Here is a 23295-nt window from a genome sequence, read left to right as displayed (position 1 = left end):
ATCTGCCGCTGAGCAAACTCGCCGCTCACGGCAAGTCGATCTTAACCGAGTGTGACGCAGATGGAGGAGAGAGGCGTCCTTTACCGACCGCTTACCCATAAACGGCCAACAGCGAAGCGCCAAGCGCTTCGCGCCGGTACTTCTCGACCAGGTCCGGCTTGACGATCACGTTCGTCTGTCCCGTCTCGTCCTCGAGCGTGATGAACAGCACACCCTTGGCTGTGCCCGGGCGCTGGCGCACCGTCACAATCCCGCACGCCCGCGCGAATTGCCCGTTGCGCAGCTGCGCGAGCTCGCGCGCCGGCAGCAGTCGGTCAGCTCGCAGCCGATCGCGCAGCAGCTCGAGCGGGTGCCGACCGAGCGTGAAGCCCATTGCGCGGTAGTCTGTCACGATCTCGCTGCCTTCGGAGGCCTGCGGCAGCGCCGGCGCCTCGTCGTCGCGCTCGGTGCCGCGCAAAATGTCCTTGTCCGGCACCGCCGCGGCGGCCGTCCAGATGGCGTTGCGTCGATGCCCCTTGGCCAGCGAGCGCAGTGCGCCGGCATGCGCCAGGACCGTCAGATCATGCCGGTCGAGCGCCGCTCGGCGGGCGAGATCCGCGGCGTCGACGAACGGCCGCACGGCGCGCGCCAGTTGGATCCGCTCGGCGGCTTCCTCGCGCATGCCTTTGATCAGCGACATCCCTAGGCGCACGGGCGCCGCGGTGGTGTCGCCCTCGAGCGTCGAATCCCAGCTGCTGATCGTCACGTCAGCGGGTAGCACTTCCACGCCGCGGCGTCGTGCGTCCTGGATCAACTGCGAGGGGGTATAGAAGCCCATCGGCTGGCTATTCAGCAGCGCGGCCAGGAACACCGCTGGCTCCCGGCGGCGCAGCCAGGCGCTGGCGTACACCAGCAGCGCGAAGCTGGCCGCGTGGCTCTCCGGAAAACCATAGTCGCCGAAGCCCTTGATCTGCGCGAAGATCGCTTCGGCGAATTCCTCATCGTATCCGCGCGCGAGCATGCCGTTCACCAGGCGCTCGTGGTAGGGCTCCAGGCCGCCCTTGCGCTTCCAGGCCGCCATCGCTCGCCGCAGCTGGTCGGCCTCGCCGGCGGAGAAGCCGGCCGCGAGCATGGCCACCTGCATGACCTGCTCCTGGAAGATCGGCACGCCGAGCGTGCGCTTGAGCGCCTTCTCGACGTCGGGCGAGGGGAAGGTCACGGGCTCGAGGCCCTGGCGCCGGCGCAGGAACGGGTGGACCATCCCGCCCTGTACGGGCCCGGGCCGGACGATGGCCACCTCGATGACCAGGTCGTAGAAGCAGCGCGGCTGGAGGCGAGGCAGCATCGACATCTGAGCACGCGACTCGACTTGGAACACCCCCATGCTGTCGCCGTGGCAGAGCATCTCGTAAGTGGCCTCGTCTTCGGCCGGGATGTCCTGCAGCTCGAAGGCCTCGCCACGCTTCTCCGAGATCATTTCCAGCGCGCGCCGCACCATGCTGAGCATGCCCAGGGCCAGGACGTCGATCTTCAGCAGGCCCAGCGCCTCGATATCGTCCTTGTCCCACTGGATGATCGTCCGATCGGCCATCGCCGCGTTCTCGATCGGCACCATGCGTGAAAGCTTGGTGCGGCTGATCACGAAGCCGCCCGAGTGCTGGGAGAGGTGCCGCGGGTAGCCGAGCAGGGCCGTGGCGAAGGCGGCCCACTGCTGGTTCATCGGCGCCTCGACGTCGAGGCCTGCCTCGGCAAAGCGCGCAAGCAGATCTGCCTTAGAATCGAACCAGTGATGCGCCTTCGCCACGCGATCGACGATGATCGGATCCACGCCGAGCGCCTTGCCGGCCTCGCGCAGTGCGCCGCGTGGGCGATAGGTCGAGACGGCGGCGACCAGTGCGGCGCGATCACGGCCGTACTTGCGGTAGATGTACTGCATAACCTCGTCCCTACGCTGATGCTCGAAGTCGACGTCTATGTCCGGCGGTTCGTTGCGTTCGCAACTAATAAAGCGCTCGAATAACATGTTCCCGCGTGCGGGATCGACTTCGGTCACACGAAGGCAGAAGCAAACTGCGCTGTTGGCAGCAGAGCCACGCCCCTGGCAAAGGATGTTCTGGCTACGGGCGAATCGCACGATGTCGTAGACCGTCAGAAAGTACGGCTCGTACTTCAATTTCGCGATCAGCTGCAGCTCGTGCTCGATCTGCGTTTGAACGCTGAACGGAATCCCGTTCGGAAAACGCTCATGGGCGCCAATGTAAGTCTGCTCGCGTAGGTACGACGTGGGCGTATAGCCGGCTGGCACCAATTCATCGGGGTACTCGTAGCGCAGCTCGTCGAGCGAGAACGTGCAGCGCCGCGCGATGCGGACCGTCTCCTCCAGCGCGCCGGCTGGGTAGAGGTTGGCCAGGCGCAACCGGGATCGCAAGTGCCGCTCTGCATTCGGCGCGAGCTCGTAGCCGCATTCGCCCACCGAGCGACCCAGCCGGATCGCCGTCAGCACGTCCTGCAGGGGCTTCCTCGAGCGTACGTGCGTCACGGGCCAGCTCGTGGCCACCACTGGCACGCCGTATCGCGCGGCAGACCGTTCGACGGCGCCGCGGTGGATGTCGTCCATCGCCCGGGCATGCAGCGTCAGCGCGACCCGCGCGCGATCGCCGAACACGCGCGCGGCCCATTCGAGCTGCGCGTCGACGCGCTGTTCGTTCGCGGGAAAGTCGGGCGTGAGGATGATCATGCAGTCCGGCAGGCCTCGCAGATGCTCGAGCGGTGCTTCGGGATGCTCGAGGTCCATCGGCGCCAGGCGATACGTGCCCTTCGCCGCGCGCGTGCGGCCGAGCGTGATGAGTTCGCAGAGATTGCCGTAACCCTCGCGGTTCATCGCGAGGGCCGTGAAGGCGAGGGCGGGCGACCCGTCGCCGGCGGTCAGGCGAAAGTGGGAGCCGATGATCAGCGGCAGGCCTGCGGCCTTCGCTTCCACGTGTGCGCGCACGACGCCGGCCAGCGAGCACTCGTCCGTGATCGCGATCGCACTGTACCCGAGGCGCGCCGCGCGCTCCACCAGCTCCTCGGCGCGCGAGGCGCCGTGCAGAAATGAGAAGTTGCTCGCGCACTGCAGTTCCGCATAAGCGGGCAGCACGCCGATCGGCGCGGCGCACATCGCAGGTCAACCGAACAGGCCATGCAGGAACCAGCGCGGCTCGCGCTCGTCGCGCGCTGAAACGCGCTCGCGGAACAGCCAGAAATGCACGCCGTTGTCGTCTTCGCCGACAAAATAGTCGCGCGTCACGGCCTCGCCGTCATCCCAGCCGCACTCGATCCGCTCGCCCGGCGACATCATGCGCAGCGGCGTACCGTAAAAAGGACGATTCGCGCGCATGAGCAGCTGAACGGGCTTCTCCAGCAGCCAGGCGGGGCGCGGCAGATCCGCCGGCGCCGGCACCGGCTTCTTGCGCTGGTCGAACGGGATCCACTGCGCGGCGACCTCCGGCCGGAAGTCGGCCGCCGGCGCCGGCACGAGCACGTTCTCGGCGCCCAGGCGCGCGGTCAGCAGCTCCATGAGCCGCGCGTGGTCTTGCGGCGTGCCACCAGGCTCAGGAAACAGCGTTTCGCTCGGGGCTTCGGCCGGCTGCACACGATGAGCGTGGAGCGCGATCGCAATCGCGGGCGTGGGCAGCTCGAGGCGGCCCAACCGCTCCTTGACCAGCCGCATGAGATGCTCTTCGAAGCGGGTGGGCGCGCCGAGCACGATCTCGAGCTCGGTCGGGGCGATCGCGTTGCGGCCGCGTTCATGCTCGAGCTTCAGCACGAACGCACACAGGTCCAACTGCTTCACGGTCAGCCAGCCCGTCAACTGCAGCACCAGGCGGTGGGCGGCGAACACCAGGGCATCGGCATGCTCGACGCGGTCCGGCAGCTCGATGCGCACGTCGAACGACGGCGGCGCTTCGAGCCAGTCATACGGCGCCGGCGCGGCACCAGCTACCTGGTCGAGCCAATCAAGGAGGGCAGTGCCGCACCGCTTCTTGAGCCCGGCGCGCGGCAAGCGCTGCAGATCGGCCAGGGTGGCGCAGCCCAGCGCGTCGAACCACTCCACATAGCGGCGCGCTGGCGGCGCCACTGCGAGCGGGGCGCGGGCCAGGGCGCGCTGCAGAGAGCGCGCGGCGAGCGCGGATCCGCCGCGCAGGCCTCGGGCGAGCGTCCAGGCGGCCGGCCCCGTCGACGCGAGCGACACGGCGGCCGTCAGACCGAACGACGCCACCAGCTGGCAGACCAGGCGCCGAAGCGCGCGAATGCCGTGGAACAGGCGCAGGCTGGCGGTCACGTCGAGCAGCACCACGGCCTCGGCCTCGAGCACGACGCTCGGCGTGAACTGCAGCAGCGCATACGCGACGCCGCGCACGAGCTCGTCCTCGCGCGCGACGTCGCGCGTGCAGATTCGCGCGTCGGGCGCGAGCGTAAGGATGCCGCCGCGGCGCATGCCCACCAGGACGCCCAGCTCGGCCGCCGGCCGATCGAGCGCGACCACGCGGTCCTGCTCGAGCACGACGACACCCGCGCCGTCATTCGACGATGGCGCTGGCGACAGCGGGACGAACGTTTCGAGAGTGAGGCGCGGCAGATGCACGCCGATCCAGACTGCCATGGCGATCAAGCAAAATCGGGGAGGGGGAGAGCGGCACGAACAGCGGTTCGTCGCGCTGTGCGCCGCGGCGTTTCACGAACATCACCTCGACGCCGTCGCGCGCTGGCGCGAGCGCCAGGCGTAGCGGCGCCGGCGATGCGTCGCGCGCGGCCGCCGCCGGACGCAGCAGGAAAAACAGGGCGGAGCCGGCCTGCGCCGCGAGGTTGAGGCGTCGCAGTGCGTCCGATCGCACGACGTGCTGCCAGAGCAGGACCGCGCCACACGTGCCGGCGCGTAGTGCCTGTTCCGCAGCCCAGAGCGCATCGGCCGTGCGCGGTGTACGCAGGCTCACGAACGCCGCAGGATCCACGCCCCAGTATGCGAGCGCGGCCGGCTGCAGGCGATGGGGCGCCTGGACGACCACGATCGGCTTGGGCGTTAGGCGCGCAAGCACCGGCGCGAGCAGACGCAGTTCGCCGATGCCCGGCTGCTGCGTCAGCAGCTCGACCAGGCAGCTGGGTGGCCAGCCGCCGCCAGGGAGCTCGGCTGAGAGCGCGGGATGTCCGGTCTCAATGCCGACGGCGCCGGCCTGCGCGCGCTGGCTGGCGCGCCACAGGGCTGGGTGAATTCGTTCCGGATGAGCGAGAGCGGGGTTCATGTTCGTGTACCAATACTGTATGGATATACAGGGTTTGCCGATTGTAACCCAGCCGTCTCAAAAAGCCAGCGCGGGAATTGCACTAGCCGGTTGACGGTCCGCCGGACGCCGGCGCCAAGCGCCGCTCGGCAGCAGCTGCGTCCGGCGAGCGTAAGATGACCAAATCGAATCCGGAAGGAGGCGACATGCGAAAACCCCTGACCGAAATGCAGCGCGCATTCATTGACTGGTGCATCGCTTACTCGAAGTTCGAGATCGTCGACTCGATGTCGATCAGCATGGTGTCGGCCGTCGCCAACAGCTACGACTTCGTGGCAGACGAGGCCAAGCTCGACAGGTACGGCTATTGCACGCCGAGAATGATCAGATTGGGCAAAAGCCTGTTTCCCGACCCGCCGGGCAGCCCCGAGGGATCTGGTTTCGATGATGCTTACGAGGACGTCTGTACTGCGCTTGATGACTGGCTACGCACCTTCGTTATGCCGATGACGCAGATCTCGTTTCCACCCGAGCCGAGCCATGAAGGTGGGCCGGTCTACTACAACGACCCGAACATTCCCGACGAGCAAAAGCCACCCTCTGAGACGCCGTGATGGCTTGGAGCGTCGCGACGTTCAGCGGGCCGGTATTCGTCGTTGTCGAGAGGGAGGTCTGCCTTGTGCACCTATATGAACGCCGCGATTTAGCAAGCGGTTTTGGTGAGCAAAAGGGGCAGGGACGATAGAACTTTCGTAAGCGGTCTATAAATGACGCCCTTCCCATGACGGTCGGGAGGTCAGAAGCTAGGTGTCCGCGTGGACACTTGCACTCAGACCTTAATGACAGAGCAACCGAATCTTCGAAACAGACTGGTAGTTGGCCGCAAGCGAGACGGTCGACGCGAATTTGATGAAGCAGCACGGCGGGAGCTGGTCGAGCTGTGCCTGCGGCCTGGCGTGTCGATTGCTCGCACGGCAATGGATCACGACGTCAATCCGAACCAGTTGCGTAAATGGATCGCGAGCCATCAACAACGGCAACTTGCACGGCCATCGGCCGATGAGGTTGTGGCCGACGGCGTACCGATTGATATTCCAGGGCCAACGTCCCGCTATCCCTCACCCGAGTCGCCGTCTGCATTTGTGCCGGTGATGTCGGCGCCACAGCAGCCGTCACCACCGCGATCGCCTGAGTTGCTGATGGCGATCGCGGTGCATGTACGACTACCCAACGGCGTCGAATTCGATCTTGGGAAGGCGAGCCTTGATGAACTGGCGACGATCGTCCAGATGCTGGGGAGGTTGCCGTGTTCCGGTTCGACGAAGAGCTGAAAGTCTATCTGCATCGCAATCCGGTCGACTTCCGCATGGGTATCAACGGACTGTCGATCCTGGTCGAACACGCGATGCACCTGAACCCCATGATCTCGGCGTTGTTTGTGTTCGGCAATCGACGTCGCGATCGCATCAAGATTCTCGGCTGGGGCGGCAACGGCTTCTGGCTGCTGCTCAAGCGACTCGAAGCCGACCGTTTCGTCTGGCCGAACGGAGGCGACACGATTACGCTCAGCGCCGAGCAGTTGCACTGGCTACTCGACGGCATCGACCTGGCCGTGATCCAGAAGCATCCCCAGCGATATTACGCGCGGATGAGCTGAACACCACGCGGGTGGCATGGTCTAATCGGTCATGCCGAACAATCCCGTCATGTTGAGCGCCGAGGAGTACGAGGCGCTGATTGCCGCGAGCGTCGAACGCGATGCGCTGCGCGGTGAGCTTCGGCTCGTGACGGCCCAGCGCGATCTGGCCGAAGAGAAGCTACGGGCCTACAAGCACGAACTGTTCGGTGCATCGAGCGAGGCGCGCCATGCCGATCAGCTCGGCCTGTTCAACGAAGCCGAGGCACTTGCGACGGCTACCGACGCACCTGCGCGCGAGGACGTGCCCGGCACATCGGTCGCCGCTCACACGCGCGGCAAGCGTGGGCGCAAACCGCTCGATCCGAACCTACCACGCGAGGTCGTGCGGCACGAACTACCCGAGTCTGAACGATTCTGCGCGCACGACGGCCGTGCCCTCGTGGAGATCGGTGTCGAGACGAGCGAGCAGCTCGACGTGATTCCCGAGCAGGTGCGCGTCGTTCAGCACCAGCGGGTCAAGTACGCTTGCCCGTGCTGCGACTTGGGCATCAAGGTCACGCCTGCACCGGCGCGCATTATTCCTCGCGGGCTGCTCACGGAATCCGCGCTGGCGTGGATCATCACTGGCAAGTACCAGTACGGTATGCCGCTGTATCGCCAGGCCACGCTGCTGCGTCGCTTCGGTGGCGACATCTCGTCGAACACGCTGGCTGCCAGCGTAGTGCGGGTGGGGCTCGCCACGCAACCGGTGATCAACCTGATGCGCGACGCGCTGCTCGAATCGAACTTGATCTACGGCGACGAAACCACGTTCCAGGTGCTGAAGGAACCAGGACGAAGGCCGCAGACGAAGAGTTACCTATGGGCGCAGGTCAACGGCTCGGGGCCGCCCGTGCGGATGTTCTCGTACTCGCCAGGACGCAGCGCCCAACATGCCCAGAAACTCTATGCCGGCGTGCAGCCCGGCACTGTGCTGATGACGGACGGGTACGAACTTTACAACGGCATCGCTCACGATCACCAGCTCGTGCATCTCGGATGCTGGGCGCACGTGCGCCGCGGCTTCATCAAGGCCGAAGAGTCGGTGCCGAAGGCCGCACGCTCGCCGGATCTGCTTACCACGCGCTTCGTCGTGCTGATCGGCAAGCTGTTCGCGGCCGAGGCGCGCAGCGCGAAGTGGAAGCCCGAACGTCGGCAGCGACTGCGCGCCCGGTACAGCGCCCGCGTGCTCGCCATCATCGAGCGCATGCTGGTCGAGCATCTGCCGGGCGTCGTGCCGTCGAGTCTGCTCGGCAAGGCATTGCAGTACATGAGCGGACAGTGGTCCAAGCTGGTCCGATACGTCGGTAACGGCAACTGGCCGATCTCGAACAACCTGTGCGAGAACGCGATCCGGCCGTTCGTCGTTGGCCGAAAGGGCTGGCTGTTCTCCGATACTGTCGCCGGCGCGCAGGCCAGTGCCAACCTGTACTCCCTCGTCGAGACGTGCAAGGCGAACGGCGTCGAGCCGTATCGCTATCTCGTATGGTTGTTCCAGAAACTTCCGCTCGCGAACATCGTGAGCGACTACGAGGCGCTCTTACCCTGGTGTTGCCCGCCAGAAAGCGCTGAACAGGAGGCGAGATGTACCCTCAGTTTGTGATACGCGCCGGCCGCCCTTCGGATGCGGACCAGCTCACGAAGCTCGCGTTTCTTTCGAAGGCGCACTGGGGCTACCCCAAAGAATGGCTGGATCTGTGGCACGCCGACCTTACGGTCACACCCGGGATGATCGAAAGCTCAATTGCCTACGTCGCCGAAACCGAAGAACAGATAATCGGGTTTTGGGTCAGGGCCGCGGTTGATTCAGATGAACCTACTCGCGGGTGGCTATTCGTTCACCCTGATCATATGGGTCGGGGCGTCGCACGTGCACTATGGTCCGAACTCAGAAAAGAAACGGCGGCAAGGGGAATCAAGAGCTTCGTGATCGAAGCTGATCCCAATGCCGTGCCGTTCTATCTGGCGCTCGGCGCAGAAAAAATCGGCGAGAAAGAATCATCCGTTATTCCCGGAAGGCTTTTTCCAATCCTTCGGGTATCTGTCTGACGGGCGCAGTTTATTGATCGCTTACGAACTTTCCCCAAAATCTAGGGCGGATCGACTGTCTGGGATCGGCCACTAGCTGCCGTTGGAGCCATTCGGACGGTCGCTCGGCTTCCTCAGCGGCCCTTCATGAAAGCTCGACGGAGGGCCTCGATTTCACGGTCGTAATATTGAACGAATTCCTGCATCTGCTTGCGGGGCCTGTGGTCACCAATTGCGACTAAGCGCTTTTTCCAGTGGTCGCGAGCGGCCACGAGTTTTTTCATGATAAAGGATGGGATGTTCTCCACCGTAACTCTTAATCGTTGGATATAGACGCCGGTGACGACATAAGGTCGTCGGTCGCTTCCCGCACTATAGATAGAGTTCTGGGCAGACCAAACCGCGTGTGGGAGGCTTTTACCCCAATACTTGTCGAGTATCTTCACGACTATGGCTTCAGCTTCAAGGTCGTTCACCGGATAAAGAGTGCCGATATAAGCCCTCGCGCCAGCAAACATGAACCGTTCCGCCAACTGATGCCAAGATACGCACGCGTTATTAATGACGATTGGCGAGCCATGTCCGGCCAGAGCACGCGGCATCGCGAGGTAATTGTGATCATGCATCGCCATGGCAGCCGACATGCGTACCCGGTCGACGGATTCCTTCCGGACGGGCTTCAGATCGCCATTCCCCGTCCGCTCAATATAGTCGAGAATGGCAGTGCCGACATGAAGCTTTGCCTTTGCGATCGGATCATTCCAGTCCACTCCATCGAGCGAATGAAAGCGGATGAACTGCGTCACGTTCAGCATATCTGAATCATCAGTCTGACCAACGCCGATCGCGATATCTACCACCAGTTCTCGCTCTAAATGCTCGCTGTCAGTGAACTGATACGTCCAACGGTACCCCTTTGCATCCCCGCAGTGCGTGGCGAAGATCAGAAGGTCATACGGAAATAGATCAACCATCTCCGTTACATCGCGAACATTGGCAGCAGCCCCGCGACAGCCCCGAACGAGTATTTGTTTGCTAGGCAAAACTTTTGCCGCTGCCTCGATTTCCGGCGCGCGCGTTCTTTCAGGGTCGACCAGTACTGCGACGTTTACCCCGCGCGTGTTCGGTTGCTCGGCCACGAAGCCATTAATAACCGCGATCCCCAGATCGGGGTACGTAAAGAGGTGTGTCGAAGGCAGTTCTGGAAAAGCGACGCCGAACGGCAGCTTCCGCGAGAAGAAAGTTAGTGAACCACCGCGCGGAAGGACTATGTCGCCACAGAGTCTGCGTAAGCGCGCCTTGAGGTGCTGACGTGTTTCGGCTTGCGATTGGCACCCGTCATCAATCGAATAATAAGCTTCAAGGATATCCGTGGCATCCGTCTCATCAACCTTTGGAATGGTGCATAAACCTGCGCCAAGCGCGAATGCATAGTTAGCGGCAATTACTTCTGACAAGGGCTCTCCGGCCTCGCATACGACCAAATGAGCGGTCTTGCCCGCTATAACAGCCGATGGTGAGCAGCTTCCGTCGAACTCGATCAAGCGTCCTTCATAAAGGGCGCGCAGCACACCCGCGCCGATGGCGTCATGCCCCCACCGCAGGGGCTCCCGCGCTGCCCGCTCAGGAGGCGCGAACGCTGGGACATCATCGGCCGTACAAAGCCGCACATATTTCTTTGGCAAGCGCGCAATCATCGCCGCGACGCCATCATCGCTCAGACCAGCGAGAATTACTTCCCTCGCTTCGAGTCGAGCAAGCGCGTTGTTACGCCGTGTCACTTCAGCCTCGGCGTCGTGGCGTGTCATGCGGGGGCCATCGAGTACTGGGACATAAAAGCCCCTGCGCGCAAGCGCACAAGAGAAGCGCGCTGCAAGATACGGATCGTCAGTGACGATTGCGGTCCGAGGCAGATTAGGGCATTTCAACGACATCGATCAAAGAGTAATCGTGGTTCCTGTCGCGCTCGCTGACAACGCGGCGTGCCAACAATTGAAGCACGCAAGAGGCGATGATTAGGCGGAGACAAATCATACCGTAGGCGAGCGGGCGGTGACGTACGACTTGTAGTCAGTCAGTACCCCTAGCGAATGACCGCTCGACTTAGTAAGCGGCCATACCTCCTCTGGAGTTGAAGGACAGTTCGGGGTCGAAAGTCGCCGGTCAAGCCGCCCCGAGCGCCGACCGACGACTTCCGGCCAAGAAGGGACACTCGACGTTTTCGGATAGATAGTCGACGACCAGCTTCACATGCAGCTGATAGAGACTTCGATGAAGTCCGCCGCCAAGTCCTTTTCGATAAGCGTTCAAGTTCACTCAACGTGTTTTTAATCAGGTATGCCTTTGCGGATCGCGCTTATGAGCCATTCGTGCATCTCCGATAGCAACGCCCACACGTCATCCTCACACGGACGAGCAGTTACATTATAGAAACTGTCAATCGAGTTCCCCAGCAACCCAACGTTCAACGCTTCGGTGCTTCCCAGTCTTCACGTAGTGAGCATGGTCGTCAAGCGCTTCATAAAATTCCTGAGTTGGAATGAAGTCCGCAGTCTCTGCGTTCGCCTGCATGTCTTTCGCCAGTTGGCGCAAATCCTCGCTCTGTTTCGTCCCGTGAGCTAATGCGCGAACGGCTTGCAATCGCTCCCGCACTTTTCTTACCCTGTCCAACTCGACTTGCGCACCGATATACTCAGGGTCGGACATGTTGATGGGCTGACGCACTGCCGAATAGCGCTTGTGTGCGGCAGACTCCCACGCCCTTAGCCGCTCTTCAACTTGGTTGATCGCTGGTCGCAGAATATCGTATGCCACCACCATTCTTAATGGAAGGACCGCACGGGCTATGTCTATGTCAGTTATACTCGCGTTCCGCATCTGTTGTAGAAGTGACTCTTCGATTTGCAGGCTTTCTTTCCGTTCGATAGGACCTCGCAAGCGTCCGATTCGGGACATCATCTCAAATGCCAGTTGCGCCAGCGTAGTGGTCAGGCTCTTTAGTGTCGCGTTGATTTGGTCGGCCTCGCGGATTTTGTCATCCAGCTGATGGACTTTGGCCTCAATGCCGAATCCCTTGACGGACTCAAAGCGCTCGAACTGACTGAACAGCAGGAGCAGTATGCCGACGGTGAAGGCCAGCGACGCGTTCGCGGTCTGGTTATGCCAAAGCAGGTAGAAACCGTCTCCTATTCCACCGACAGCGAAGATCGCGGCAACGATGGCCAGTGCCTCCGCCAGCTTTGGTTTTGTAGTTTCGGAATTTGTAGACACAACACTTCCTTGTTGTAGTTAGTACCCAAACCAGATCGTACCTTAGTGATTGCAGCGCTGCATGCGAACGGCTCGTATCGGGGAGACACCCGGCGCCGCGGCCGCCTCGCCGCAAAAAGCAGGAGCTCGCTGCGCCCGGGCCAGCCAACGACGAGCTGTTCTAAGCCTGCTGCCCCATGGCTTGCCGACCCGCCCGGTGTTGGCCGCACGCCGGGAACGCTTCCTGATACGCCCCGGGGACGCGTGAGCATACGAACGGAGCGGCGATCGGCCGGCCGAGTTCGCGTGGCGTGCCTGCGCGCCGCGACGTTCCAGGAGGGAAAAATGGGCAAGCCGCTTGACGAATACGACAGGAAGCGACGCTTCGACTCAACGCCCGAGCCGGCCGGCGCGCGCAATGCGCGCGGACGACGTGGGCGCGGCGCATTGCAATTCGTCGTGCAGAAGCACGACGCCAGGCGCCTCCACTACGATTTTCGGCTCGAGCTCAACGGCACGCTGAAAAGTTGGGCCATCCCCAAAGGCCCGTCACTGGATCCCAAGGTCAAGCGTCTGGCGGTGCACGTCGAGGACCATCCCGTCGAGTACGCATCGTTCGAAGGGCATATCCCCGAGGGGCACTACGGCGCCGGCGACGTGATCGTGTGGGACCGCGGCGTGTGGATCCCGGACGGTGATCCTGTGGAAGGCTACCGGAAAGGGCGACTGAATTTCACCCTCGACGGCGAGAAGCTGGCCGGCGCCTGGCACCTGGTGCGCACGCGCATGGAGGGTAAGCAGGAACAGTGGTTCCTGATCAAGTCCGGCGACGACGCCGCGCGGCGTTCGGACGAGTACGACATCGTCGAGGCTCTGCCGGACAGCGTGCTGAGCGAGCGCGGCATACCTGGCAAGCGCGCCGCAAAGACCGCCGCGCGTCCCAAGGGCGGCCGCAGGACCGGAGCGAGCCCACTTCGATCTACGACGTCGCTCGAGGGTGCGCGCCAAGCCCCGCTCCCAGCCACCTTCAAGCCGCAGCTCGCCACCCTGGTCGACGGGGCGCCGGACGGCGAATGGCGCTACGAGATCAAATTCGACGGCTATCGCATGCTGACGCGGATCAACGGGACGGAGGTCCGGATTTTCACGCGGAACGGCCATGACTGGACCGCGAAGCTGCCTGACCAGGCGGAAGCCTTGGCCGGCCTCAAACTCGAGTCGGCCTGGCTGGACGGCGAGGTCGTCGTGCTCGACCAGGACGGGTTGCCAGATTTCCAGGCGCTCCAGAACGCATTCGAAGAGGAGCGTAGCGGCCAGATTCACTACTACCTGTTCGATATCCCGTATCTGAACGGCATGGACCTTCGCGCAGTTCCGCTCGAGGCTCGTCGCGGTGCCTTGGCGGCCGTGCTCGAGCGCAGCCGCAGTCCGCTGCTCCGCTTCTCGGAGGATTTCAACGACTCGCCCGAGACGATGCTCAACAGCGCGTGCGAGCTCAAGCTGGAGGGCTTGATCGGCAAGCGCGCCGGGAGCCTGTACCAATCGCGGCGCTCGGACGACTGGATCAAGCTGAAATGCCGCCACCGCCAAGAGTTCGTGATCGCCGGCTACACGGAGCCGAGTGGTAGCCGTAGCGCTTTCGGGGCTCTGGTCCTCGGCCTACACGATGCCGATTCAGGCGAACTGCGCTACGCAGGCAAGGTCGGCACCGGCTTCAACGCGACCACGCTACGCACGATCTTCGGCCAACTGAAGCCGCTCGAAACGAAGCGATCGCCCCTGGCGAATCCGCCAACGGGCTACGAAGCGAAGGGCGTCCATTGGGTCAGGCCGGAGCTTTTGGCGGAGGTCGCCTACGCGCAGATGACACGCGAGGGCGTGGTCCGGCATTCGGTCTTTCATGGGCTGCGAACGGATAAGCCCGCCGTCGACATCGAGCCGGAGCGAGCGACGCCGCGGCGTGCCGTTGCGCGACGGCGCGCCCCAGTGCCGGCGACAACCGGCGCGCGAGGTGCCCTGGACCAGGTCCGCATCACGCATCCCGATCGCGTGATCGATGCCGCGAGCGGCATCACCAAGGTCGAGCTCGCACGGTACTACGCCGAGATCTCGCCCTGGCTGCTGCCCCACCTGCGCGACCGGCCCGTCGCCCTCGTGCGTGCGCCCGACGGCATTGCCGGGGAGTTGTTCTTCCAGAAGAATGCCGCGAAGCTGGCCATCCCGGATATCGCCTCGCTCGGGAAGGAGTATGCAGGCCAGCCGGTCATGATCATCAACAGCCTGCAGGCGCTGCTCGGCGCTGTCCAGATGGGCGCCGTCGAGTTTCACACCTGGAATGCGACACAGCGAAATCTCGACTGCCCGGATCGACTGATCCTCGACCTGGATCCCGACCCGGCACTGCCGTGGAAACGGATGGTCGAAGCCACTCAACTGACGCTGGTGGTGCTCGAGGAGCTCGGCCTCAAGGCTTTCGTGAAGACATCCGGCGGCAAAGGGATACACGTCGTGGTGCCGCTCACGCCGCGTGTCCAATGGGACGATGTGAAGGACTTCAGCCAGGCGCTGGTTCGTCACATGGCCGCCACTATTCCCGAGCGCTTCACCGCCGTGTCGGGACCGAGGAACCGGGTGGGGCGGATCTTCATCGACTATTTGCGCAACAACCAAGGCGCGACCACCGTAGCGGCGTTCTCGACGCGGGCCCGAGAGGGGCTGCCGGTGTCGGTGCCGATCCACCACCATGAATTGGTTGAAATCAAGGGCGCTGGCCAGTGGACCGTGAGCAACGTGCTGAAGCGGCTCGCAGCCGGCTACGAGGATCCGTGGAAGGACTATCCCAAGGTTCGCCAGTCCGTCACGATGGCTCTACGGCGTCGCTTGCACCAGCGATGAGACCGTTGCTGCAGCCAGGCAGTCTGCGGATTGATAGCAGACCCATCCGGGAGGCATTTCGAAGTGGCAAAACAGGCGGCTATCGCCGCAGCACCACTAGCGGGGCGGGAGTTCTTCCTCTACGCAATCGATAACAACTTTTCGACACGTTCTGCTGAGAAAGCCCAGATCGCTGGGATTTCTTCTATCGAACCGGCCCCGTATGCTCTCGCCGCCCACACATGCTTTTCGTACAAAATGGTATCGCCTCGACCCCGGGCAGTGGCGCACAGTCGTCCGGCAATTTCATTCGGGGTTGCGAGATAGACACGCGGCATCTGCTCAACAGCGATGCCCTTGTACTGGACAAGGCAGAGGATGGTTCGCGGCGTATGTTTAAGACGCCAAGCCTCCGCCGCCGAGTGGTAGTCCCGGGTGCCTTTCACCAAACATCCTTGCGAAAGCCCCCAACGCCCATCTTGACTACCTTTCACCGAAACCTTGAGCATGCGTTCGCCAGCTGCGACGATTAAATCGTACTCGGGCTGGTCTGCTCCGTACTGCACCGAAACATCGTACCCAACTCGCGCAAACAGAGCAGCCGCAGCTGCCTCCGCAGCAACTCCGATGTGGCGTGAAGATACTTTCATTTCTTTTCCCTAGCTAACCGTTGAGCCGGCAAATTCCTTGATCATCTCAGCGGGCCTAGTCGGATCTTCTCTAAAGCCACGTTTTAGATACCACTGGGTCAACCATTCCAAGCTAGTGCTTGCATCAAGTGGCCGGACCTCAAGTTTTAGCGTACGCAGAAGGCGATGCTCCGCTACTGTCTGAGCGTGACTTAACAACTGATCCCCTAAACCCCCCTGCCTAAAATCGGGCAAGACATATATCTCTCGGATCACCGCGCATGGGGGACGATCAAGAATGTCTAAAACCATGAGGCCTGCCTCATCCGATCCAACATGCAGCAGAAAATAGTTTGCCCACCCACCGTTCGACCGTTGCGCCCGTGCGCGTAAAAGATCGTGCTTGAAGCACTGCCACCCATCCACTGCTGCGACGATAGCGCTCTTGTTCATGCGAACCCTCATTTCCCAGAACCGTGCGTGGCGGCAAGCTTTTCAGCGTAAATCCGGCCAGATGCTCAGCGCTGAATCTAGACATTTCTTGCCGCAGCGGGCACTAAATATAGTGGCTTTTCGCACGCGGAGCGAGAAATTCCGGCCGGCCGTTCAACAGCCGCACGCACTTCCCGAGAAGGTGTGGCATTGTGCGAGTTACACTGGAAGACAGCGTCCACGGCCTAGGTATCACGCCCGCAAGGACGCGAACAACAGGGGGAGGGGTTTGGATCGACGTTCCACTTTCTAGATCAGAAAACGCCGGCGTCGCCGGCTAGGGAAAGTAATGAGTAAATTAACACCCAAGCAACTCTCCGTCGGGCGCCAGCGCTTCCTCGACAGCAACCCTGAAATCAGGCGGCGGATCGAGGCATTGACGAAGGCCCACTCGGACGCCTTGGGAATCAGTCTGGAACACCTCCGCGAGAACGAGATCATGCGCGAGCTAAGCGAAGAGGCCAGGGCGAAGGGCGAAGATTCCGTGGAATTGTTTTTCAGCTATATCGCCGAGACCGCAGATGAGTTCAATGCGCTGGTCGAGCGACGCCGCGCGACCATCAAGAGAAACTCCGGGCTTTGACATCGGAAAGTCAGATGAAACACGCTCTATACATCGTTCTCTTGGCGTTTGGAATGGCGGGCTGTGCGATGAATCAAGAAGAATTGGCTAAACTGCAACCAAATGCGAACTTCGTCGTAGCTACGGATTACCGCTGCCTTTATGAAAGAGGATCGGAGAAGGCCGCATCGAGTCTCGGCATGACGGAGCCTAAGATGAGCGGTTTCATCAACGTCTCCGGCGGCTATGCATGGTTCCGACAACCTCTCACGCTGATCAACCTTAAATCAGTGGGGGAACACGAAACCGAAGTCACACGGTATCAGCCCGGCAGTGCGGCGGTACTGGGACAAGGGAACGATATGGTTCGGTTCCTGCGCGAGAATCCATGCGCTGCAAGCGCACACTGACGCAACCGTAAAATGGCGCGCATGAGGGTGACCCGCACGAAAAATTGCGGCGTTCCTCTCCTTGTGAAGCAGTAGGTGAGCTCAAACAGACGTTAACTACAGCGATAAACATGACGACAAAAGGTTACCTGTCTCTCCTCGCGGAATTGGAAGCGCTCGATGCTCGCATTGCCATCGCACGAAAGGCGGAGCGCGATGCTGCAATCGTGCAGATTCGGGATCTGATGAAGGATCTTGATATCGGTGTCGACGACCTGCATGAGAAGGCTGCGAAGCGCCGTTCGACTCGAGTGTCGAACACACCCATGTATCGCGATCCGATCTCAGGCAAAACATGGACAGGGAAGGGTCGCCAGCCAGTCTGGCTGGGTGACGACCCGGCGCGGTTTCTGATCCAGCCCGATCTACTAACCAATCAATCCGACGAAAATTGAGGACGCAGATGGTATCCGTCGAATACGAAGTGGCCTGCCAGACCATCGGCCAACTTATCGCGCGCCAGGTGGAAATGATCGCCGTGGAGGAGTCGCGAGCTGAACCGAGCCAGCCAATGCTCGCCCAGGCGATCGCCGCGCGCGCCGTGCTGGTTGCCGAGCGCGACGCACTCGCCGTCGATGACGAGCTCGGCATCACCAAAATCCTGACCGCCTACGGTCCTATCGCACTTCGTCTGGATGGTCAGGAAGGCTCGTCTGCGCACGTATAAGAGGATGGGGAAATGGCGAAAATTCTTTGCGGGGCGGCGACCCCGACGCCGGTTTCTATAGAGCGGCGTCGGCACGAGAACCGATTGTCCAGCAGTGCGCTACCAGAAAATTCGACGTTTTCCAACCTGACTACACACCTGCGGCGCCGTTAAATCGCCTTATGTAAAATAAGTTGCGCGTGCAACTATACGGACGTCGGCGAGAGCGATCACAGCGGCGGCTCTTCGACCAGCCGCTCGTCGACCTGGTGTCGCAGCTGCCGGTCGTTGCCAAGCCGGAGCTGCACTGGGGCCCAGCTGCTCGCGCCTAGAGGCGCAGATCGTCGCAGAACAGCTGCTGACTAGTGCCGAGCCCGACCCGGGCTGAGGGCGGCATCAGGTGCTCGAGAGAGGCGCCGCCGACCCCGACCATCTCGCCGAAATCTAGCCCTAGTGCCTGGGGCAGCCTAGTAAAGTCAGCATGTGGCTTTTGTGTGCCTTGCCGAATAGCCAGCAATAGCCCCGCGTTCGTGCGGGGCCGTTTCATTGGCGAGTCGATCTCCGCCGTCCGGCGCCGCAACGACAAATGCGCCACGCTCCGATTGTTTCATGCGCCACATGCTCCCCCGCACGGCGATTCATTGCAAGCACATACGGAGGTGAGTTGTGCAGTGTTTCCCTAGCTCATCGGGGAGGTTACCGCGGGCGCTGGAACGGGGCGGTCAGTGCGGCACGAGTACTGGACGGCCGACGACGAAGGTCGTCTCCCCGGGCGCGCGCAGTTTCCGGCGCATAGGGCACCCCCTATCCACGCTATTCTTTAGACTTTTCCTCATCATTGGACTTGTGAAATGACGTGGCCGATCCGACGACCCTCTCGTCAGCAGAAACTGGCGTTCCAACACGCGTATCGCGCATGGCGGGCGGAGCAACTGACTGCGATCAGCAGGAAGATTGCCGCGGCCGATCGGTCTACCTCGTTCCGCTATGAAGACGAAGACGACGCTAAACCGCTGGGCCCATGGCGACAGGCGCGCGATGGCCTCGAGGCGCTCCGCGAGCGTGTCATGTCTGGATTGCGCCGGCAGCCGAACCCCGAACATCTGCCCATGATGCGCAAAGCGTTGGGGATCCCGGCTTATGTACCAATGACGCGACCCTGGTGGTTGATTTTACTGTGGGGGCTTGTCACGCCGTACATCCCGCACCGTGTGCGACTGCTGGTGGGTCGCGCGCTGCTCAGGCGCACGCGCTCGTATTTGGGCCGCGAGTATGTATTCGAACGCCTGGTCGCACCGGTGTGGTCGATCCGGTCGCCCTACTCCAGTGGCATCGATCGCACCTTACGTGCATTGCCCCTCGCCCACCGCGCGTCGGCTTATGACGATCTGCTTGGGTTGGAGCGCGCCGACATCGATGTGCTGATGCGGCTTGGTCTGAACGATGTCACCGCCATTCCCGAAACGTGGCACGCCGTCCGTCGAACATATGAGCACGACGTGGTTCACACTTTGATCGACGAAGGCATCCTTGAACGACTGGACGACCTCCGTTGGCTGCCCACCCGCAACTCGTACTACTCCGACACCACCCTGAAAATCGACGTCGGTGATCTGCGCGAGATGGCGCGCGTGTTGAAGTCGGCAGGTATGCCGAAGGCGCGAATCCCCGAGATCCTCAACCACCCCTACAGCTACAACGCGGTTCGACTATCGCTCGTCCTGTCATTGTGTCACGCCCGTGGCCTTGTCGATGTCGCGGGCCTCTTTGATGCAGTTGGACGTCGGCTTTGGGATACCGAAATTGACCATTGGCATTTCATCCTCGACACAATCGGCGCGCGGACCGCTGACGACATCCAGCGCTTCCGAACGTTGCTAGATCTCACGCATGCAGCACCCGTCGAAGTGGTGACCTGGATGCGCGCGCACGGTGCCTCGCTCGATGATCTGGTCGATGCGCGAGAGTTTCTGGTACAGGTCGCGAAGTCCAACACGGCGTCCGTCGCGCATCTCGATTGCCTGGCGGGCGCCGGGCTGACTCCGGTTGATATCGCGCACAACCAGAACTACGTCCTGCATGGTCGCGATGAACTCCTCAAACAGTACCTCGACGTCATCGCCCGGCATGGTTACAACGATCGCGCTTCGATTGCCGCCTTTAATTCAGCCTATAGCGTCGTTTCTGGCTGGTCTCTGGACAAATTGCTGAGCGTGGTTGGACCGTTGAATAACCGGGGCGCGGCAGCGGAGGTGGCAAATTGGGCGGTGCGCGCGCATCGCCGCGGGAACGTTGCATCGTTGGAATACCTCGCCGAGCGGATGCCGGCAAAGACGCTCGACGCGTTGAATCAGCGGCTATTCGCGATGGACATATGTCCATCGTTGCTGCGCTATGTGGTCGAGGAGCAAGGTTTGACCGATATCCGGGCACTGTACGACTGGTTTTATGCCGACGCTTGGGGCGTAAAAGATTACGCTGGTCCGCGGATCCTCGACGATGCGGAGCGTGTCCTGATCGAAGATGCCTTTCGACGCAAGAATTTCGCGGTCCTAGAGGGAAATCGAAAATGTCTCGCGGACGTCGTTTCTGCTCGCGTTCGCCCACTCATCGCGTCGCCCGTCGACCGTACCGACGAAAGCTGGGAGGCGTATCACAAGGCGCGTGGCCAGGCTGAGTTCCGTGAACGGGAGGCACTCAAGCCGTTTCTGCCTGTCATGCTGAACGCAACGCACGGTGTGCTGCTGCGCAGCTTGCTGGAAACCACGTCGCAGGCGGAGTCGTCAATGTCGGCGCTGCTGTCGGTCTTCCGGCCTCTGATCGCAGAGACAGCGCGTGGAAGAGGGCCAACCGGTCCGGTGCTCTCGGACCTGGAAGCGGAAGCGATCGCCTTGACGTATGGCGTGGCGGCCACCTCGGTCCAGGAGTATTGGACCCGGGTACGCGTCGACGACACCCCATGGCAGCGGTGGTATCGCGACGAGCCTTACCTGATGCGTTGGCAGCGCAACACCTTTCGCGTCAGCCGGCCGCTCGACCACGCTGGATTGGCAGCGCTCGCCGTTGCCGCACGGTTTGCACGCCGATTTTGCGAAGCGGACATCAGTGTGTTTGACGCGGCCAAGCACCTTCGCGGCAGCCTGTTAGCCAATCCGCTTGCCGACCAGCACATGCTGCATCGTCATCTTGGTGTCCTGCTTGCCGCAGCCGCCGCCGATGAGCAGGTTAAAGAATGGGTGACGCGGCGCCTAGAGGCGATGTCCGATCTCGATGACGAAAGCGCGGTCGCTCATCGCGAAATCGGTGAATTGCATGACTTCTTCCGGATCGTCCTGCCGGACGCGCTCGACGCCGGACAGGAACAATTCGTCTCGAGGTTGAGCGCGACGGAAGCACGCGATCTCTCGTTGCGTCTGGACAAGAGCACGAGCGAGGACGCGGACGCCCATGCGATGCTAGTCAATGCGCTCGCGCGAACACGCCAGAAGGTTTTGCAGGTTTACCGTGGTTGGAGCGAGCGGGAGAAGCGGAAATTTAAGACGCAGCGCGATGCAGCGCATCAGTCGACGCTCCATGCCTTTGTCTCCAAGCGGCCAGCCGCCTTCTTCGCGAAACAGGCGACGGGGCTCTGCAGCGGCGGCAACACGACGATGTGGGCTGAGGCACGTCACGCGCATCTGGTGGTCTTCGATCCAATGACCGGTCAGCTCGCCGGGATGGCGCTGCTGTATTCGGAGATCGTGGACGCTATCGACTCGATGCGTCCGTCGCTGATTATTCGTGCTATCAACCCGACTGTATCGATGGTTGCGAGCCATGAACCCAATTCGGTAGTGGATGCGTACTTCGATCTTGCGATTGATCTCGCTCTTGAACACGGACTGGCCAGTGTCGCCTTTCCGCCGCACAGTGGACAGGACTTCATGTCGAATCGTGCTGACATCGGTAGCGCCATTCGTAAGCGATACGAGGGGCGGTCGGTGCCGCACCATCGGTGGCAGGAGCGGGGCGAGACCGCGACGCAGTGGCGCGACCAACCACGGGAGATCCCGCACACGTTCAGCGCGTATGAGGAGGGTAACGGACGCGTCACCACTCTCTACGGAATATGGCGAGAGGGCAAGCCGGCATGCCTGACGGAGGATCTAGGCAAAGCCTCGACGGTATGAACGATACCGCTGAACGCGTTCGGTGCGCCGAGGTTGCAGGTCGCAAACAGGTGTGACCGGCGCAGTGTGGTATCCCGATCTAACTGGTGTTGCGTCTGACGGGATGTGGCGGCATGTCGGAAGGAAGTGTGAGTATTCGCCACGCCATAGATCGAAGCCGCTACGGGCCGCTGCGACGTCGGCACTCAGGCCGAAACCACCGTCGCACCTCGTCAGCGCACATCCCGGCGACGCGGCCGACGGTAGCCGCGACGTGTGACGCTGCAGGTCGCGCCGAAGCGCGCCGGTGGCCGCGGGCGAGTTCGCGTCGAGCGCGAGCGGCTGGATATGACGGCTACAACCCAATCCGACGTTAGTTCCTTTTATGTCAAATTGGTTGTGTGCGCAACTATTTTACTAGGCCGCACTGCCGCAGGGTTTCTGTTTGTACCGTGTATCACACCTCAGGAGTCTCTGGCCGGCGTCCTAATTCCCGGTGGAATGGTCCGCACCTGCGACCCCGCGCCCGAGGTGCAGTCGGCCGATAGAGCGACCAGGCAGGCACTCAGCAGTATGGGGTCCAGAATCATTCGATGCCGGTCCGCACCCAGCACGCGGCACCGGATACTCGTGACGGCGCCGCCGACCGCAGCGGTGGACTGCTGGCCGGCGGCTCGTCGACCTGAATCTCCCTCTGTTGGGACGGCGCTGCCGGCGTCGATGTCGGTGGCCATTCGCTGACCAGCGGCATGTGATGGGTTACCTCGCTATCGCGGACAGTTCCTGATAACGGAGTAGGCACACCACAGCAAAGTGCGCATCTGACGCGCCGCGAAAGACTCTAAACGACCCCGAGCGGTCAGTCGAGTTTCCCAAAAGCGGCTGTTCCATCCAGCTTTGCACGTGGTCATTGTCAGCAGCAGCCCCTCCAATTGCTCTCTGCTTTAGTACTACAGCCGTAGATTTTTCACTATACTAAATAATTAGGATGACGAGATAAATGGCCGATGCCTTCAACTGAAAAAGTGTGGGAGCATGAACTAGAGTCTTTGCATCGACGACTCGGCGACTTGTTCAAGCGTCCGGAGCCACGGCAACGGTCACTCGCGTACCTGAAAGGCTTGATGAGCACGGTCGAATGTAAAAACGGCTGGCAACTCTCCGAATGGATCGGCGAGTCGACACCCGATGGCGTGCAGCACCTGCTAGCAGGCCGTTGAAATACCCATCGACTGGACTCGGACGTTTCCCGCAGATGGCATGAATTCGCTCAACGGCTTCGCGATGCGTTTCATCGAGC

Annotated in this window: 18 protein-coding genes; 11 read left to right on the top strand and 7 right to left on the bottom strand. The window is 61.8% G+C overall.

The window, feature by feature from the left end; translation table 11 throughout:
* Positions 1-91 precede the first annotated feature (91 nt).
* From FB600_RS36265 to imuA, 3 genes are read right to left on the bottom strand one after another with little or no spacing between them, the layout of a single operon-like run.
* Positions 92-3139 carry an error-prone DNA polymerase gene (locus FB600_RS36265; RefSeq protein ID WP_145758228.1) on the bottom strand — a complete coding sequence of 1016 codons (3048 nt, stop codon included), beginning with the start codon at positions 3137-3139 and terminating at the stop codon, positions 92-94.
* A gap of 6 nt (positions 3140-3145) precedes the next feature.
* A complete protein-coding gene (locus FB600_RS36260; RefSeq protein ID WP_145758229.1) occupies positions 3146-4624 on the bottom strand; it encodes a Y-family DNA polymerase in 1479 nt (492 codons plus the stop codon).
* Positions 4542-5261, bottom strand: a complete 720-nt coding sequence (gene imuA / locus FB600_RS36255) for a translesion DNA synthesis-associated protein ImuA (RefSeq protein WP_145758230.1) — start codon at positions 5259-5261, stop codon at positions 4542-4544. Before imuA ends, FB600_RS36260 begins: the two co-directional genes overlap by 83 nt.
* Positions 5262-5416: 155 nt before the next feature.
* Here imuA and FB600_RS36250 point away from each other — a divergent pair, with 155 nt between their 5' ends.
* The 5 genes from FB600_RS36250 to FB600_RS36230 all read left to right on the top strand — a co-directional run bounded on the left by FB600_RS36250 (position 5417) and on the right by FB600_RS36230 (position 8967).
* Complete coding sequence (locus FB600_RS36250) at positions 5417-5854, top strand: hypothetical protein (RefSeq protein ID WP_261383547.1); 438 nt, start codon at positions 5417-5419, stop codon at positions 5852-5854.
* 225 nt (positions 5855-6079) lie between these two features.
* Complete coding sequence (tnpA, locus tag FB600_RS36245) at positions 6080-6571, top strand: IS66-like element accessory protein TnpA (protein ID WP_145758231.1); 492 nt, start codon at positions 6080-6082, stop codon at positions 6569-6571.
* Positions 6547-6897 carry an IS66 family insertion sequence element accessory protein TnpB gene (gene tnpB, locus FB600_RS36240; RefSeq protein WP_145758232.1) on the top strand — a complete coding sequence of 117 codons (351 nt, stop codon included), beginning with the start codon at positions 6547-6549 and terminating at the stop codon, positions 6895-6897. The genes tnpA and tnpB overlap by 25 nt, the downstream gene beginning before the upstream one ends.
* A 31-nt stretch (positions 6898-6928) precedes the next feature.
* Positions 6929-8521, top strand: coding sequence for an IS66 family transposase (gene tnpC, locus FB600_RS36235; RefSeq protein ID WP_145758233.1), 1593 nt, complete (start codon positions 6929-6931; stop codon positions 8519-8521).
* Positions 8503-8967, top strand: coding sequence for a GNAT family N-acetyltransferase (locus FB600_RS36230; protein ID WP_145758234.1), 465 nt, complete (start codon positions 8503-8505; stop codon positions 8965-8967). Before tnpC ends, FB600_RS36230 begins: the two co-directional genes overlap by 19 nt.
* Positions 8968-9080: 113 nt before the next feature.
* Here FB600_RS36230 and FB600_RS36225 read toward each other — a convergent pair whose 3' ends face one another.
* Positions 9081-10754: a hypothetical protein gene (locus tag FB600_RS36225; RefSeq protein ID WP_145758235.1), complete on the bottom strand. Its 1674-nt coding sequence runs from the start codon at positions 10752-10754 to the stop codon at positions 9081-9083.
* 628 nt (positions 10755-11382) lie between these two features.
* Entirely contained in the window at positions 11383-12216 is an 834-nt protein-coding gene (locus FB600_RS36220) for a hypothetical protein (protein WP_145758236.1), read from the bottom strand.
* 324 nt (positions 12217-12540) lie between these two features.
* Here FB600_RS36220 and ligD point away from each other — a divergent pair, with 324 nt between their 5' ends.
* A complete protein-coding gene (gene ligD, locus FB600_RS36215) occupies positions 12541-15090 on the top strand; it encodes a DNA ligase D (RefSeq protein ID WP_145758244.1) in 2550 nt (849 codons plus the stop codon).
* Between the two features lie 119 nt (positions 15091-15209).
* Here ligD and FB600_RS36210 read toward each other — a convergent pair whose 3' ends face one another.
* A complete protein-coding gene (locus tag FB600_RS36210; protein ID WP_145758237.1) occupies positions 15210-15719 on the bottom strand; it encodes a hypothetical protein in 510 nt (169 codons plus the stop codon).
* 9 nt (positions 15720-15728) lie between these two features.
* Complete coding sequence (locus FB600_RS38270; RefSeq protein WP_186467899.1) at positions 15729-16151, bottom strand: GNAT family N-acetyltransferase; 423 nt, start codon at positions 16149-16151, stop codon at positions 15729-15731.
* A 328-nt stretch (positions 16152-16479) separates the two neighbouring features.
* Between FB600_RS38270 and FB600_RS36200 the strand changes: the two genes are divergently transcribed.
* The 5 genes from FB600_RS36200 (at position 16480) to FB600_RS36180 (ending at position 22016) form a co-directional block, all read left to right on the top strand.
* Entirely contained in the window at positions 16480-16773 is a 294-nt protein-coding gene (locus FB600_RS36200; protein WP_145758239.1) for a DUF6388 family protein, read from the top strand.
* A 14-nt stretch (positions 16774-16787) separates the two neighbouring features.
* A complete protein-coding gene (locus FB600_RS36195; protein ID WP_145758240.1) occupies positions 16788-17162 on the top strand; it encodes a hypothetical protein in 375 nt (124 codons plus the stop codon).
* A gap of 110 nt (positions 17163-17272) precedes the next feature.
* Complete coding sequence (locus tag FB600_RS36190; protein WP_080630273.1) at positions 17273-17596, top strand: H-NS histone family protein; 324 nt, start codon at positions 17273-17275, stop codon at positions 17594-17596.
* 8 nt (positions 17597-17604) lie between these two features.
* Positions 17605-17868, top strand: coding sequence for a hypothetical protein (locus tag FB600_RS36185; RefSeq protein WP_145758241.1), 264 nt, complete (start codon positions 17605-17607; stop codon positions 17866-17868).
* Between the two features lie 830 nt (positions 17869-18698).
* Positions 18699-22016, top strand: coding sequence for a hypothetical protein (locus FB600_RS36180; RefSeq protein WP_145758242.1), 3318 nt, complete (start codon positions 18699-18701; stop codon positions 22014-22016).
* Positions 22017-23295: the final 1279 nt, after the last annotated feature.

Source organism: Burkholderia sp. SJZ089 (genome assembly GCF_007828315.1).
Taxonomy (GTDB): Bacteria; Pseudomonadota; Gammaproteobacteria; order Burkholderiales; family Burkholderiaceae; genus Burkholderia; species Burkholderia gladioli.
Note: the sequence above shows the minus strand (reverse complement) of the source record. Positions and strands in the feature narration are given on the sequence as shown.

What these genes read in the sequence shown, in the direction of transcription:
- FB600_RS36265 (WP_145758228.1), bottom strand. Translation starts at nt 3,139, where the DNA reads ATGTGCGCCGCGCCGATCGGCGTGCTGCCCGCTTATGCGGAACTGCAG.
- FB600_RS36260 (WP_145758229.1), bottom strand. Translation starts at nt 4,624, where the DNA reads ATGGCAGTCTGGATCGGCGTGCATCTGCCGCGCCTCACTCTCGAAACG.
- imuA (WP_145758230.1), bottom strand. Translation starts at nt 5,261, where the DNA reads ATGAACCCCGCTCTCGCTCATCCGGAACGAATTCACCCAGCCCTGTGG.
- FB600_RS36250 (WP_261383547.1), top strand. Translation starts at nt 5,417, where the DNA reads ATGACCAAATCGAATCCGGAAGGAGGCGACATGCGAAAACCCCTGACC.
- tnpA (WP_145758231.1), top strand. Translation starts at nt 6,080, where the DNA reads ATGACAGAGCAACCGAATCTTCGAAACAGACTGGTAGTTGGCCGCAAG.
- tnpC (WP_145758233.1), top strand. Translation starts at nt 6,929, where the DNA reads ATGCCGAACAATCCCGTCATGTTGAGCGCCGAGGAGTACGAGGCGCTG.
- FB600_RS36230 (WP_145758234.1), top strand. Translation starts at nt 8,503, where the DNA reads ATGTACCCTCAGTTTGTGATACGCGCCGGCCGCCCTTCGGATGCGGAC.
- FB600_RS36225 (WP_145758235.1), bottom strand. Translation starts at nt 10,754, where the DNA reads ATGACACGCCACGACGCCGAGGCTGAAGTGACACGGCGTAACAACGCG.
- ligD (WP_145758244.1), top strand. Translation starts at nt 12,541, where the DNA reads ATGGGCAAGCCGCTTGACGAATACGACAGGAAGCGACGCTTCGACTCA.
- FB600_RS36210 (WP_145758237.1), bottom strand. Translation starts at nt 15,719, where the DNA reads ATGAAAGTATCTTCACGCCACATCGGAGTTGCTGCGGAGGCAGCTGCG.
- FB600_RS38270 (WP_186467899.1), bottom strand. Translation starts at nt 16,151, where the DNA reads ATGAACAAGAGCGCTATCGTCGCAGCAGTGGATGGGTGGCAGTGCTTC.
- FB600_RS36200 (WP_145758239.1), top strand. Translation starts at nt 16,480, where the DNA reads ATGAGTAAATTAACACCCAAGCAACTCTCCGTCGGGCGCCAGCGCTTC.
- FB600_RS36195 (WP_145758240.1), top strand. Translation starts at nt 16,788, where the DNA reads ATGAAACACGCTCTATACATCGTTCTCTTGGCGTTTGGAATGGCGGGC.
- FB600_RS36190 (WP_080630273.1), top strand. Translation starts at nt 17,273, where the DNA reads ATGACGACAAAAGGTTACCTGTCTCTCCTCGCGGAATTGGAAGCGCTC.
- FB600_RS36185 (WP_145758241.1), top strand. Translation starts at nt 17,605, where the DNA reads ATGGTATCCGTCGAATACGAAGTGGCCTGCCAGACCATCGGCCAACTT.
- FB600_RS36180 (WP_145758242.1), top strand. Translation starts at nt 18,699, where the DNA reads ATGACGTGGCCGATCCGACGACCCTCTCGTCAGCAGAAACTGGCGTTC.